Here is a 13,702-nt window from a genome sequence, read left to right as displayed (position 1 = left end):
GGGTTTAGGGTTTAGGGCTTTAATTTCGTTCGATTTTAACGTATTCGCAAAAAATAAGCGTTAAGATTTTCTACGGATATTGTAAAGCCGATTAGTCAACCGGAAACAAGCTTTTATCTAATCCAGGGACCAAACTAAGCGCATTCTTATAATAGACTTTCTTAAGAACTTCATCCGGTAAGTTTAAACCGTACATTGCCCAAAACGCGTGATACTTTTTATAATAAGGAAAGTATTCATCATTTGTTTCCAAGACCCTAAAATAGGTTGGAAATTCTTCCGGTTTCCAGCTATCCTTTCCGAATAAAATGCGGTCTTGATACTTGATGAAAAACGCTCGCGCATTTTGCGGCTGACGCCCTAACTCTGCAATGACGGCCGCTATACCTACGTACATATTGGGAATTTCGTCTAAAAACTTTCCTAATTGCTGTAAATCGTTGGCATACCAACCCATATGGGCGTTTATAAATTTTGTTTTGGGATGTTTTTTGAACATACGGTGCTGTTCATCAATTATCTGTTGCCACGGCGCTGGGTCTGTATCGGAACGCTTACGGCGTGAGTGTGTTTTCAGCTCCAACCAACGTTCATTATCAGAATTCATATCATCCCAAAATGATTTTGGATCTGCGGAATGAATCAACACCGGCACTCCTAGTTCCCCACATTTTGCCCAAATAGGGTCTAAACGGGCATCGTCTACGGCTAGGCGTTTTCCATCACTATCTAGATTCCGAAGGCCCAAACTTTTAAAAACTTTTAAACCTCTGGCACCTTTTTCAATATCAGCTTCCAATTGTGCCACCGTTCTTTCTGTCCAACCAGGTTTTCCGGCGCCATCAAAATCTACATTAGCAAAAACAACAAACCTATTGGGGTACTTCTCCGCAATATTTTCTACACTTTTTGCAAGTTCATTACCGGAACCGCCACTTAGGTTCACCATGACTCCTTCGTTTAGGGCATCCATATCGGCAACCAAGTTTTTAAGACTTTGTGCACTCATATTTCTCTGGTGACTATGAATATCAATAAAGGGATACTTGGCCCGCTTTATCTCATGACTGGGAACAACCAACGTAGACTTTGGGTTGTATTCCTCAAATCTCATTTCTTGAGCCGCTAGGCCACCACTGACCAATACTAAAAACGCAATATTAAGTTTCAGGTTCATTCCTCTGTTTTAGTTGTTCATAATCTTCTGCCGTGTCAATATCCACTATACAGTCACCTGCGGAAATTGTTATAATTTTTTCCCGTTCCAGCAGCTGTTTTGCCCCAAAATCCTTATCCAGCTTTAAAAGCTCGTCAAAATAGCTTCTGGGGAAAAGAGCTGGTACTCCCGCCCTATTCTTATAAGCCGTAGCGATTATTCTATTTTGGTTATCGGACGATGCCTCAATCAACAAGTTTAAATACTTAAAATTGATTAAAGGTTGATCCGCCAACATTATGAGTACTCCCGAAATAGTGTTTCCCGATTGCAGCAAATCTCTTACACCACAAGCAATGGAACTGCCCAAACCGGATTGCCACAAGGGATTTTCTACACAACGCTCCCCTTCTTCTAGATGAGATTGTATCATGCGGGCATTAGCTCCTAAAACCGTCATCACTTCCGTACCATTTGAGGCTTTTGCTGTCCGGATCGCGTGTTCCAATAACGACGTGTTTTCCCAAGGCAACAATTGTTTTGGCCTACCCATTCGCGAAGAAGCTCCTGCGGCCAAAATTAGAATAGCAATGTGGTCAGGGGTCTTCTTCATTAAGTATGTATACTTCCCAATTTGTTCTTGAGCATAATAGGCTCCTTATTTCTTGTAACTGAAAGTATTTCCGATAAAATTGCCAATGCGATTTCCTGAGCGGTTTCCGCTCCAATATCCAAACCGGCTGGACCATGAATCATATCAAAAAATGTGTCCGAAACTTCAGGGCAATAATCCATGAATTCATTCAATAACTTCTCCCTTCGCTTTGCGGGACCCAATAAGCCCAAGTACACAGGAGCTAATTCTTTAATAGCTAACAAATACTTTAAGTCACGAACGTAACTATGTGTCATTAAGATAATTGCCGTTTGTTTATCTATATCAGGAACGGATAAAGTTTCAGGCTCTTCGGTTATAAATATGTTGGCTCCGGGAAAGTCCGTTATACTTTTTTCCTCTGCCGCCGAAGCTACAACCGTTACTTCCCAACCCGTTAGCGAAGCATAGGAACATAGTTGAACCGCATCGTGTTCGGCACCAATAATAACCAATTTGAAACAAGGCTTCATATCTTGTTCAAATACCATTCTATCACCGTTCAAAAGCGCAGTAGCCCTAAATCCAATTTTTTCTCCGTTAAACACCAAAAAAGAACTCAGGTCCGCATAACTTCCTTCTTCCTTTGTATAGGACGAAATTATTTTAAACTGTTTTCTACTTTCTAAAATGAAATCAAAAGCATTGAGAAAATCAACCTCAGGAACAAACGGTTCTATTAAAATATACAATATACCTTCGCAACCCAAGCGATAGCGCCCATCATAAATCATCATTTTTGGCACATCGTCCTTAAAAACTGTTTCTGCCTGCCTAACAATTTCTTTTTCTACACAACCACCACTTACGGCCCCAACTCTTTTTCCGTCTTCTCGAATGAGCATACGCACCCCAGGCCTACGGTACGAAGAGCCCTCCAAAGCAACGACCGTCGCGAGGACGGTCTTTTGCTTCTTTTTTTTAGCGGCTTTATAAGCCCTAACTATGTTTTTTAGTTCATGCGTCATATAAACCGTAATCGGATTAAAGAAAATGATTTTATCATGGTCTATTTTCTAGCCCAATATCTCTTCTTCTTTTACCTTCCACAATTCTGCGTCTTGGATAAAAGGTTGCTTGTATACCCTTTTGCCCGTTGCAGCTTTTAGCGCATTAGCTACGGCCCCACCTGCTGGCGGCAGCGTTGGCTCTCCCAATCCTGTTGGAGAAAGTTCATTTTGCACCAAATGTGTTTCTACCACAGCGGCTTCTTTCATACGTCCCAAACGGTATTTATCGTAGTTGTTGGCCGTAGGCTGTCCATTTTCAAATCCAAAACTGCCGTACATACTATGTCCTATACCGTCAACAATACCACCTTCAATTTGGTTTAACGCGCCCATTGGGTTGATTACAATTCCGCAATCTACAACACAGGTTACCTTTTTAACTACCGGTAGACCATTTTCAATCTGAACATCGGCAACTTCCGCAACGTGCGTATTATGGCAATAGTATGCCACAAACCCTTGGTAAGTTCCTTTAGGCTGTTTTCCCCAACCGGATTTATCAACGGCCATTTTTATAATATTTTGCATGCGCTCCGGCGAATATTGAATTCGTTCATCTTCCGTACCTTTTACCTTTTCCAAAAGGTCTAAACGCATCTTAATTTTATCAACTTCCATTTCTTCGGCAAGTTCATCAAAGAAACTTTGCTCCGCATATGCTAGGAAGTTTGTATATGGTGCACGCCATGCCCCAGTGGTAATATTACTTTTATAATTGGCTACATCTACCTGATAGTTCTCTACGGCACCTGCTGGAAAGAAATTAGGAATTAGACCATACATGTTCACATTAATGGCCGCTTCTTTCAATTGATAACCGGTTAATTGCCCATCTTTAATAGCGGCTTTAATCCTATATTTAATGGCCGGTCTGTAAACACCGGTAGACATATCATCTTCTCGTGAAGAAACCATTTTAATTGGTTTTCTTACGGCATTACTAATTTCTGCAGCTTCGTATACAAAATCGCCATAGAGCCTTCTACCAAAACCACCTCCCATTCGGGTCATTTCCAAGTGAATGTCCTCTACATCACGTCCTAAAAGTTCTGCTACGGTATTGGCCGCGTCCTCTGGAGTTTGCACAGGACCTACCAAATGAATTTTTTCATCGGTTACGTTGGCAAAAAAGTTCATGGGCTCCATACAGTTATGAGGCAAGAAAGGCGATTCATAAGTGCGTTCCAAAACTTTATCCGCTTGTGCAAATGCCTTATGAACATCTCCATCCTTACGCATGGTAACAAATTCCTTACCATCTAAAAGGGCATTTAATTTTTCATCATGAAATTCATTGCTCTCCAAAGGAGTAGCCTCTTTCCAAGTAGCTTTAATCGCTTTTTTACCTTTAAAAGCATCCCAGGTAGTTTTTGCCAAAACCACAACTTTACCTGACCCACTAAGTTGGGCAGTCCAGTTTACTTTTTCCCCACCTAATAAAGCTTTTGCTTTGTCTCCAATCTGAATAACATCTACAACTCCCGGAAGCGCTTTAGCCTCTGTAGCATCAAAAGAGACTAATTCTTGCCCAAAAGCAGGAGGTCTAAGAACGGAAGCATAAAGCATTCCTTCTTCCTTATAATCAATACCAAATAATGGTTGACCCGTAACAATTTTATCAATATCTACATTACGCCTATCCGTACCTATGATCTTATAATCCTTAGGTTCTTTTAGAGTAACGTTTTCAGGTACTTCCAAAACAGCGGCTTCATCTACAACATCACCGTAACTTAAGGTCTCGCCTGCTTTATTTGTAATTATTCCTTCGCTTACCGACAGTTCCGATGCATCTACATTCCAACGTGCCGCAGCGGCATTCAGCAACATTTGCTTGGCCGTAGCCCCTGTTTGACGCAAAGCATCCCATCCAAAACGAATAGACTGGCTACCGCCTGCAATTTGTCTTGTATAGTTCTTTGTATCCAAGGCCCCTTGTTGCACATATACCTTATCCCAAGAAACATCTAGTTCCTCGGCTATGATCATAGGCATTGAAGTTTTTACACCTTGTCCAATTTCCGGGTTGGGCGAAAAAATAGTTACCGCACCGTTTTTGGCTATTTTTATAAAGGCGTTAAAATCATTGTAATTTAAATCCGCCAAATCCACTGGAGGTTTTACATTCTGACTTACAGGCTGTAAAAAGGTTGAAACCTATTAAAAGGCCACCACTCGCCAACGACGACGTTCTTAAAAAATTTCTTCGACTAAATTGTATGGATGATTGTGACATGAGCAGTTTGTTATAGAATTGCGGCTTTTGTTCAATTCAAAAGCATAATAGAATTTTTAGGCCATTTTTTCGGCAGCAACACCAACCGCTTTCTTGATACGGTTATATGCGGCACATCTACAAATGTTACCGTTCATTGCATCTTTTATTTCCTCTTCGGTCGGATTTGGATTTTTTGCCAAAAAAGCAGAAGCCGTCATCATTTGACCGGCTTGGCAGTAACCACACTGTGGCACGTCTACTTCTTTCCATGCTTGTTGTACGGGATGAGAACCATCTTCGGACAAACCTTCTATTGTGGTGATTGACATCCCTTCTGCTGAGGCTACAGGTAAAGAACAGCTTCTAGTAGCGTTACCCTCTACATGAACCGTGCATGCACCACATTGAGCAATTCCACAACCAAATTTTGTGCCTACCATATTTAAATGGTCGCGTAACACCCACAATAATGGGGTATCTTCACTTGCTTCTACCGTATGGGACTTTCCGTTTACCGTGAGTTGATAGGTTGGCATATATTTTCTTTTAATTAAGTTTCTGACTTTAACCTTTACAAGGTATTAAAATTTTAATCTTTCAATCGTATTTTAACAATTTCTTTAGCTTTAACTAGCACTATTTCAACACGAATTTTTCAAAATTCCCTTATCACCAGTGTATAAAGTTCTCACTCACACAATTAAAACACACATATAACGGATTTTACTTCTATCATTTACAGAGTTTGATGTTGATTTTTCATGTGCTTGCCTGAATTTCATTTTTTATTCCATTAAACAAAGGATATCCAAAAATAGTTTTGACCGGTTCCAAAAATCCATACCAAAGCTTGTCATTAACATTCTTTAACATCTTTTTTTTCCGTCGTCATACTTTTAATTGAAAATTTGCGTTGTGATGGTTGAACGTAAAAACCTTGAAAATGAATTCCTCCTTAAATCGTATTTTATTTTTATTCTCAATTGTATTGTTCGTTTCCTGTGGAAATGCCGATGATGATGTAAATTATGCCTTGAATACGGGCGATGGACTCGGAAAAGGACAGCCAGTTGACAAATGTCTTGACCTTGGGGAAAATGACTTAATACTTTCCATACAAGATCAGTTTACTAAAGACCCCGGAAAAGTTTCTGTTTTCTTTAAAGTTTCCAATAGTGACGGTACACCGGTATCAGGATTGACCGCAGACCAGTTTACTATTTATGAGCAAGGCCGAAATGATGAGTGTTTCAATACTATTTCAACTTCGGAGTCCAATGCCAGAATTTCTCCTAACGAGCAAATATTTTCTAGCAACACCTTGTTAATACTAGATTTAAGTAATAGTGTTTTAAGCGGTAGTCTGGAAGAATTGAAAAGTGCTAGTACCAGCTTTGTTAACACGGTAATGCCAGCCACTACTCAGGAATCGTACAAAATGGCCATCTATTGGTTTGATGGTGAAGATGTCCTGCACGAACTTAACCCTCTAACTTCTGAAAAATCTGAATTGACCGAAGCTATTGCCGGACTCAATAAAGATATAAGCGGTGATGTTTCTACAGACCTTTACGGAGCTGTTATTAAATCTACCGATATAGCCTCAGATTTACTGAGCGAAAGTACAAAAGGCGATAAAATTGGAGCTGCATCCGTAGTTATATTTACAGATGGTAGAGACCAAGCTTCACGCTACTCTAAAGAAGCCGCTCAGAAAAAGGTTGATACGGCGGACCCCAATATTTCTTTTTTCACTATTGGTTTAGGAGCTGAAATAGATACGGAAGCTTTGACCGCTATTGGAAAAACCTCTAGTGAGTTTGCGGCAAACAAAGAAGAATTGGAGGATACTTTTAATAAGATATCCGATTTGGTTTCCGAAAGAGCAAGTAGTTTTTACCTTTTTGAGTACTGTAGCCCAAAAAGAGGTGGTGACAATAACTTAGCAATTCAAGTTAAAAAAGGAAGCTTACAAGGCGCCGTTCAGACGAAATTTAATGCTGACGGCTTTACTGGAGGCTGTGAATAAGACTTTGGTTCTTATCAAAATATAAAAAAAAGACACCTAATTTAGGTGTCTTTTTTTATGGCCATATTAAAACTGTGGCATCTCAATATCAAATAATTACGCTGCTATTCAACCTGTTTCTAGAACAGATAATCGAAAAATGTTAATAGGCTTTAACATCTAATTATAGCCCTGCTTCGTATTACTAGTAATCAATATTATAACAAAACATTTAAAATGAAAAAATCGATCATCCTAAGTACGCTTGCCGTTACGTTAATGGCATCTTGTGTTTCTAAGAAGAAATATGTAGCTCTTGAGAATAATTTATCAGAAACGCAGAGCGCATTAACGAAGACTCAAGTTGAGAAAGAAGAACTTGAAGGTAAAATGGCCAAGATAGAAGCTCGCGTTGTAGAATATAATTCTAAAATCAATTCCTTAAAGGAAATTAACGATAGCCAAATGACTTCTGTTGATGATGTTGCCGTAATGAGCAACAACACCAAAGCTAAAATGAGAGCCACACTTGCAAAAGTTGACCCTTCTAAATTGGCCGAAGCTAAAACGTTGCAAGATTCAATGAACTTGGCTATTTCTTACAACCTAAAGAAATCTATTTCTGATGATGAAGATGATGTAGATGTGAACATAGACAAGACTGTTGTTATGATAAACATCTCGGATAAGCTTCTTTTTAACAGCGGTAGCTACCGTGTAAGCAGTAAGGCCAACAAAATTCTTGAAAAATTGGCTCAAGTAATCAATTCTGAACCAAGTATGGAAGTTATGGTAGAAGGTCACACAGATTCTAAAACCATTAGCACTGAAATGTTCCGTAACAACTGGGATTTGAGCGTAAAGCGTGCTACTAGCGTTGTAGATATCCTACAGAACAAATACAAGGTAGATCCAACCAAAATGATCGCTGCCGGTAGAAGTAGCTACTTGCCTTTAGTAGATAATGATACAAGAGAAAACAGAGCGATCAACAGACGTACTAAAATTGTTATCATTCCTAACTTAAACAAGTTCTTTGCTCTTTTAGATGCAGAATCGCTTTAACAGAAAATAAACCTAAGTTAATAAACTTGATGGTTAAAAAAGGGAGAACATACCGTTCTCCCTTTTTTTGTGCCGTTTGACGAATTAAAATAATATTAAGTAGGGTTTTTGGCTACTTCGTTGTCTAAAGAACAACGAGTACCCCATATTCGAAAATGAATACCTACATCCTAAGAACACGTGCTATGCTAAATGGCAAAATTAGAACACATGGATGTATTAACAGTTATTATTCAAAACACCGCTTTAAACGGAATGCCTAAATGGTACCAGGCCTTGACCCTTTCGTTATTTGCATTAATTGCAACAATGGCAATTACAATGTACTTTAGAATTGCTATACACGCTTCGGAAATGTCCGAAATGGCTATGCGGTTTGGCTATTAACAGCTAGTCAAAACACCCTTAGCGGTAAATCATTGCATTTTTAAAATTCGTTTTTTTATCACTATTTAAGTCGATAAGAAAACCATTTATTACGGCATGCGTAAAGACCCCATCCTTTTTAAGAAGAAAGGTTGGGTTTAGCCCTACTTCTATTGAAAAATCAGGCACCTCATACCTCTTGCCAATCATATGGATAGGAAAAGGAGATGCCAATTTTGTTGTAGGTATATTTTCGACACGTACATAGGCATAACCGGATTTTAAAAGAGCGTGTATATCCAAGCCACCCAAGGCTTCTATAGAACTCAATAATTTAGGGTATACTTTACCTTGAACTATGGTGTGCCCTGTAGCATCTAAAGTTTCATATCCGTAATAGGTAGAAAGGTCTCCTTGGTCCAGTATCCTACTGCTGTACCAGAAATCGTTATGCCCTTTTTTATCTACCTCCAAACGGTTCATTCCAATATCTAAAATGTAATCTTTTCCCAAAAGAGGATATGTTGCATTTTCAATTTTAAGATCAAAGAGTTTCCTGTCGTTTTCCGGTATTTTGTCATATTCGGAAATAGCAATATCCTTATAATTTTCTTTCGCAATCGTATAGATAGCTGATAGGATAGAAACATAATTCAATTTTCTGATTTCTTGCTTTTCTACATCGTTATGATAGCCTCCAGACTCAATTAAAATAGTACTTGTGCCCCATTTTTGAATATTGTCCCCAAAAGCTCTTGGCTCAAAATCATCATTGTAACGCCCCACTTGTCCTGGGGCATATTTTTGGATAATATTGTTCATAAAGACAATAACCTTCATGGCGTTGCCCCGCTTTTCGTTTATTTCTTTTTCGTAGTTGTATGCTGGCGCCAAATAGGAAATGGTAGCAGGTTTTTCGGTTCTTTCCGCATTGTAGTACGTGCTTTGGTCATGCAGGTTAAAACCAAAATCGGCATCCAAACTATCACGTACTCGTTTTAGCGTTTGCCCTTCGGGGGATTGCAATCGTAATGCATCCCGATTAATATCAATTCCCAAACGGTTTCTACGTTGAAAAACTTCCGCTCCATCCGGATTTAGCATCGGTAGAAAATGTAAGGTGCAATTGGCTAGAATTTCCTGTTTTTCGGAAGAAAAGTCATCACTGTTCAAAAAGTTGAAAATATCAAAAATAGCTTGTGTAGCCGTTGGCTCGTCCCCATGCATTTGTGACCACAAAAAAACATCCGTTTCGCCTTCTCCAATGCTAATCAATGATAACGAACGGCCTTCTATTGAAGTACCAACTTTTGCCACTTTAAATTTTGGATTGGTTTTGCACTTCTCTATCAAAGGCTGTATATCCTTATGCTTAATGCGTCGCTTTTCTAGTAACGGCTCTTTGTAGGTTTCGTAAGTTTCATAAAGTGAGGTGGTCAAATCTTGCTGCTGCGCGGTAGAATACAAACTTGTCAGCAGAAATAATACAGAAAAAAATACTCTCATTGGGTAATCTATTTTTGGGGTACGGGTTCAAAATTAAGATATTTAACGGCCTGTCTTACCTTGTTCGTAAAATCTTGTCCGGGATCCGTTTTTACGGTACGGTAACCTTTGTCTTTTTCCAGCCATAAAGGATGCCCTTCAAAATTAGTATATTCATAATGCCCTATAACAAAATCTATAGCATATTTATTAGCCAAATATTTAACTAGTTCAATATTGGCTTTGAGCTGTGCTTCAGTGAGTGGTAAGGCCTCCGTACCTCCAACATTCTCTATTCCAATAGCACAATGGTTAAGACCAATAACATGTCTGGCCATTGTGGTCTCCGGTAAAAGTTGGTAAATGGTACCATCGCGGTCTACCATAAATTGAGAAGACACATTTAAACCACTTACATTTTTAATATCAGGTCGCCAATTGGGTAAGGTTGGTGGGTTAAAAGCTTCAAAAGACTCCTCTAGGCTTGGTATTACAGTCCAGTGCAAAACAATCATTTTGGGATTGATAGTGGGCTTGCTTTGCTCCAACCCGTAACGATCTTTAAGATACTCCAAGCTTAGTTGTCTGCGGGTTTCATCAAAGATTATGGGCTTATCTACAATTTTGGGAGACCGTACTGTTTCCTTTACGGGCTTACAGTGCATAAAAACTACACAGCATAAAAGCGCTATAAGTGTTCTAAATTTTTTAATCATTCTTTTTTAATATCGGCTTCCCGCTTAACACGGTATCTAATTTTAAGTTTCTTTTTACCCCAATCCCTAGCTTTATCAACATCGGAACCCATATAAACATCAATTTTATTTTTCCATCTGCTGTTCATCTTATCCATCACCACATAAACTCCCTCTAGACCCGGAATTTTTACATGGGTACCACGTTCCAGCCCTAAATCCAATAAATCCTTAGAAATGGCAATAGCTTTCATGCCCGGAGAAAGTGTGTCTCCCCAAGCTGCCAAACTGGGCTGGTCATCTGTTTGCCAATGAACGGAATTATAAGCGGAAACATGCACTTCCTTCGTTTTCCAGATATACTCATTCTCCTTTTCTGTACATGATTGGTACAGAAAAAGAAGCAATAGAAGTACTATTATCTTTCTGAACATAGCTAAAAGGATTTCCTCTAAAGCTACATAATTTTTAAAATACAGGATAAGGTATAGGTTCCCCTCTATGAAACGCCAAAATATTATGTGCCGCAAAAACTGACATTTGATCACGGGCTTCAACAGTTGCAGAACCAATATGTGGTGTAACCGCTACCTGCTCCATAGACAATAAAGGGTTGTCTTCTTGCATAGGTTCAGGATCGGTAACATCAAGCCCTGCACCCCATATTTCCTTATTTTCCAAAGCAACAATCAAGTCCTTTTCATTATGGACCTGCCCCCTTGCGGTATTAACAAAAATAGCTGTAGGTTTCATTTTTTTAAATGCCTCGGCATTAAACTTGCATTTTGTTTCCGGGGTAAGTGCACAATGCACAGAAATTACATCACTCTGCTTTAGAAGTGTGTTAAAATCTACTTTTGTTGCCCCAAGCTTCCCTTCCGCTTCTCTGTTTGTAGAACGATTGCAATAAATTACGTTCATTCCATAGGCACCTTTGCAACGGTGGGCAAATTCCAACCCGATCCGCCCCAATCCAAAAACACCAACAGTTTTATTTTTAAGCTCAATGCCCAAATTGGCTTGAGGTCTAAAATGTTGCCATTCACCTTTAGCAATGGTCTTGTGCATATAGAACATTTTTCGGGATACGGCCAAAACGAGTGCAAAGGCCATATCTGCCGTAGCATCGGTCATAGAGTTGGGGGCGTTGGCAATAGGAATACCGAGCTTTTTTGCCTCCTCAACATCAATATTATCATAACCTGCCGCATATTGCGATATGATTTTTAGATGACTGTTCGCATTTAAAAAATCGGCATCCAATTTGTAGTTACTAGTGCTTAATAATGCATCGTGTTTTGCTACTGCTTCATAAAGCTCTTCTTTGGTCATGGGCCGGTCCTTGGTCCATTTAGTTACTTCAAGACCTTCGCTTTTCAGCAAATCAATGCCTTTGTCGGGTATATTTAGAGGTACTAGTATTTTCATGGTAAGCAATTTATAAAATCTAACAGACTGTTTTACAAATTCATTTACTTTTACACTTTTTTTGGTGTATTTTTCATCTCAACATCCCAGAAATTCCATGAAAATTTTCAAACGCATCCTTTTAATTTTATTTGTACTTCTTACCGTGGCCGTATATTTCAATTTCCCCAAACTAAACTTCATTTCTGGTTATGCCTCAAAAAATATGGCATCAACCGTTTTTATTACGGACCGTAGTGCCGAATCCGTTCAACTTAACGATAATGATGTTCCCCTCATAAAACTTGCCGATGTTGAGACGGACGGCAAGAGTGCCTCGGCCTCTGTTTTTGGGCTTATGGAGAGAAAAGCCATCTGTAATGAAGGTTTGGGCTGTACATTAGTAAATGACGATTATGACCCAAATACCATAATTCCCACTCCGCAGCGTGTTAAACAAAACAATAATTTAAAATTCCCTTATGGGGATGAAGAAGCCAAAGACACCATTTTCAGCAATGTAGATTATGACCAGGTGCAGAAAGCTCTGGACCATGCTTTCTCTAACAATGACATACAAAAGACCAGAACGGTGCTTGTTGCCCATAAGAACCACATCATAGGAGAAAAATATCTGCAGGGTTTTACCAAAGACACCCCCATATTGGGCTGGAGCATGACCAAAAGCGTATTGGCCACCTTATACGGCATTTTAGAATACAATGGAAAAATAGACCTGAATACGCCCGTACTTTTAAAGAACTGGGACAAGGACAACAGAAAGAATATTACCCTGAACCATTTGTTACGTATGCAAAGCGGACTTGCTTGGGACGAGGATTATACCGCTATATCCGATGTTACACGCATGCTTTTTATGGATGCCGACATGACCAAGGCACAAGGAGAGAAAGAAGCTATTGCTGGGCCAACTGAAATCTGGAACTACTCCTCGGGCACTTCTAACTTATTATCCGGCATTTTAAGGAAAAGGTTTAAAACGCATCAAGAGTACATTAACTTTCCTTACAAAGCCCTAATTGATAAAATTGGAATGAGCAGTATGCTCATTGAAACCGATATGAAAGGAAATTTTGTAGGATCTTCCTACGCATGGGCCACAACACGGGATTGGGCCAAATTTGGCCTGTTATACCTTAACAAGGGTAACTGGAACGGAGAACAACTTTTTGATGCTTCTTGGGTGGACTACGTTTCCAAACCCACTTTGCACTCAGACGGTACCTATGGCGGCCATTTCTGGCTTAATGCCAACGGAAAATATCCAGATGTACCCAGAGACCTTTATTCCGCTAATGGCTATCAGGGCCAACGTGTTTTTATCATTCCATCAAAAGATTTGGTAGTGGTACGGACCGGACTTGCCGAAGAACCCGATTTTGACATTAACCTTTTCCTCAAAAATATACTAGCCGCAATCAAATAAATCCATCATTTTAGGCTCACGAAACACGTACGAAAAAACTTAAATATCCTTTTTGCGTCGTTACACAACAATTTTACCTTGGCTCGCAACAATAGTTTAGAGAAACTACAACCTTGCCGTAAGTTTACAGTGTTACAAAAAACAAAAAGTAAATTTTTTCATTTTCATATAGTGTTCTCGATGAAAGAGC

The 13,702-nt window shown here is 39.3% G+C and carries 13 protein-coding genes; 4 read left to right on the top strand and 9 right to left on the bottom strand.

Going from position 1 to position 13,702, the window contains the following annotated elements; genetic code table 11:
* Nucleotides 1-91 precede the first annotated feature (91 nt).
* The 5 genes from SJY45_RS03365 to SJY45_RS03345 form a co-directional block, all read right to left on the bottom strand.
* Nucleotides 92-1,177 carry an amidohydrolase family protein gene (locus SJY45_RS03365; RefSeq protein ID WP_400073259.1) on the bottom strand — a complete coding sequence of 362 codons (1,086 nt, stop codon included), beginning with the start codon at nt 1,175-1,177 and terminating at the stop codon, nt 92-94.
* Nucleotides 1,161-1,769, bottom strand: coding sequence for an NTP transferase domain-containing protein (locus SJY45_RS03360; RefSeq protein WP_400073258.1), 609 nt, complete (start codon nt 1,767-1,769; stop codon nt 1,161-1,163). Before SJY45_RS03360 ends, SJY45_RS03365 begins: the two co-directional genes overlap by 17 nt.
* Nucleotides 1,769-2,779, bottom strand: a complete 1,011-nt coding sequence (locus SJY45_RS03355) for an XdhC family protein (protein WP_400073257.1) — start codon at nt 2,777-2,779, stop codon at nt 1,769-1,771. The genes SJY45_RS03360 and SJY45_RS03355 overlap by 1 nt, the downstream gene beginning before the upstream one ends.
* A gap of 48 nt (nt 2,780-2,827) precedes the next feature.
* Entirely contained in the window at nt 2,828-4,927 is a 2,100-nt protein-coding gene (locus SJY45_RS03350) for a molybdopterin cofactor-binding domain-containing protein (RefSeq protein ID WP_400073256.1), read from the bottom strand.
* Between the two features lie 186 nt (nt 4,928-5,113).
* Complete coding sequence (locus SJY45_RS03345) at nt 5,114-5,575, bottom strand: (2Fe-2S)-binding protein (protein ID WP_400073255.1); 462 nt, start codon at nt 5,573-5,575, stop codon at nt 5,114-5,116.
* Nucleotides 5,576-5,982: 407 nt separating this feature from the next.
* Between SJY45_RS03345 and SJY45_RS03340 the strand changes: the two genes are divergently transcribed.
* From SJY45_RS03340 to SJY45_RS03330, 3 genes are all read left to right on the top strand, one after another.
* Nucleotides 5,983-7,068 (top strand): VWA domain-containing protein, encoded by a 1,086-nt coding sequence (locus SJY45_RS03340; protein ID WP_215440305.1) that lies wholly within the window; start codon nt 5,983-5,985, stop codon nt 7,066-7,068.
* Nucleotides 7,069-7,284: 216 nt separating this feature from the next.
* Complete coding sequence (locus tag SJY45_RS03335; RefSeq protein ID WP_215440303.1) at nt 7,285-8,112, top strand: OmpA family protein; 828 nt, start codon at nt 7,285-7,287, stop codon at nt 8,110-8,112.
* A gap of 210 nt (nt 8,113-8,322) precedes the next feature.
* Nucleotides 8,323-8,499, top strand: coding sequence for a hypothetical protein (locus tag SJY45_RS03330; protein WP_400073254.1), 177 nt, complete (start codon nt 8,323-8,325; stop codon nt 8,497-8,499).
* Nucleotides 8,500-8,517: 18 nt separating this feature from the next.
* Here the strand turns inward: SJY45_RS03330 and SJY45_RS03325 are convergent, their stop codons facing one another.
* Genes SJY45_RS03325 through SJY45_RS03310 form a run of 4 tightly spaced genes read right to left on the bottom strand, consistent with a single transcriptional unit; the run spans nt 8,518 to nt 12,086 of the window.
* Nucleotides 8,518-9,984, bottom strand: coding sequence for a M14 metallopeptidase family protein (locus SJY45_RS03325; protein ID WP_400073253.1), 1,467 nt, complete (start codon nt 9,982-9,984; stop codon nt 8,518-8,520).
* Nucleotides 9,985-9,992: 8 nt separating this feature from the next.
* A complete protein-coding gene (locus SJY45_RS03320; protein ID WP_400073252.1) occupies nt 9,993-10,679 on the bottom strand; it encodes an N-acetylmuramoyl-L-alanine amidase in 687 nt (228 codons plus the stop codon).
* Entirely contained in the window at nt 10,676-11,092 is a 417-nt protein-coding gene (locus SJY45_RS03315; protein ID WP_215440297.1) for a 3D domain-containing protein, read from the bottom strand. Before SJY45_RS03315 ends, SJY45_RS03320 begins: the two co-directional genes overlap by 4 nt.
* Before the next feature lie 34 nt (nt 11,093-11,126).
* Nucleotides 11,127-12,086 (bottom strand): 2-hydroxyacid dehydrogenase, encoded by a 960-nt coding sequence (locus SJY45_RS03310; protein WP_400073251.1) that lies wholly within the window; start codon nt 12,084-12,086, stop codon nt 11,127-11,129.
* A 97-nt stretch (nt 12,087-12,183) separates the two neighbouring features.
* Between SJY45_RS03310 and SJY45_RS03305 the strand changes: the two genes are divergently transcribed.
* Nucleotides 12,184-13,512, top strand: a complete 1,329-nt coding sequence (locus SJY45_RS03305) for a serine hydrolase domain-containing protein (protein WP_400073250.1) — start codon at nt 12,184-12,186, stop codon at nt 13,510-13,512.
* The last annotated feature ends 190 nt before the right edge of the window (nt 13,513-13,702 follow it).

It is taken from the genome of Zobellia russellii, assembly GCF_044597075.1.
Taxonomy (GTDB): domain Bacteria; phylum Bacteroidota; class Bacteroidia; order Flavobacteriales; family Flavobacteriaceae; genus Zobellia; species Zobellia russellii.
Note: the sequence above shows the minus strand (reverse complement) of the source record. Positions and strands in the feature narration are given on the sequence as shown.

Excerpts from the sequence above, each read along its gene's own strand:
- SJY45_RS03365 (WP_400073259.1), bottom strand. The coding sequence starts at position 1,177 with ATGAACCTGAAACTTAATATTGCGTTTTTAGTATTGGTCAGTGGTGGC.
- SJY45_RS03360 (WP_400073258.1), bottom strand. The coding sequence starts at position 1,769 with ATGAAGAAGACCCCTGACCACATTGCTATTCTAATTTTGGCCGCAGGA.
- SJY45_RS03355 (WP_400073257.1), bottom strand. The coding sequence starts at position 2,779 with ATGACGCATGAACTAAAAAACATAGTTAGGGCTTATAAAGCCGCTAAA.
- SJY45_RS03345 (WP_400073255.1), bottom strand. The coding sequence starts at position 5,575 with ATGCCAACCTATCAACTCACGGTAAACGGAAAGTCCCATACGGTAGAA.
- SJY45_RS03340 (WP_215440305.1), top strand. The coding sequence starts at position 5,983 with ATGAATTCCTCCTTAAATCGTATTTTATTTTTATTCTCAATTGTATTG.
- SJY45_RS03335 (WP_215440303.1), top strand. The coding sequence starts at position 7,285 with ATGAAAAAATCGATCATCCTAAGTACGCTTGCCGTTACGTTAATGGCA.
- SJY45_RS03330 (WP_400073254.1), top strand. The coding sequence starts at position 8,323 with ATGGATGTATTAACAGTTATTATTCAAAACACCGCTTTAAACGGAATG.
- SJY45_RS03325 (WP_400073253.1), bottom strand. The coding sequence starts at position 9,984 with ATGAGAGTATTTTTTTCTGTATTATTTCTGCTGACAAGTTTGTATTCT.
- SJY45_RS03320 (WP_400073252.1), bottom strand. The coding sequence starts at position 10,679 with ATGATTAAAAAATTTAGAACACTTATAGCGCTTTTATGCTGTGTAGTT.
- SJY45_RS03315 (WP_215440297.1), bottom strand. The coding sequence starts at position 11,092 with ATGTTCAGAAAGATAATAGTACTTCTATTGCTTCTTTTTCTGTACCAA.
- SJY45_RS03310 (WP_400073251.1), bottom strand. The coding sequence starts at position 12,086 with ATGAAAATACTAGTACCTCTAAATATACCCGACAAAGGCATTGATTTG.
- SJY45_RS03305 (WP_400073250.1), top strand. The coding sequence starts at position 12,184 with ATGAAAATTTTCAAACGCATCCTTTTAATTTTATTTGTACTTCTTACC.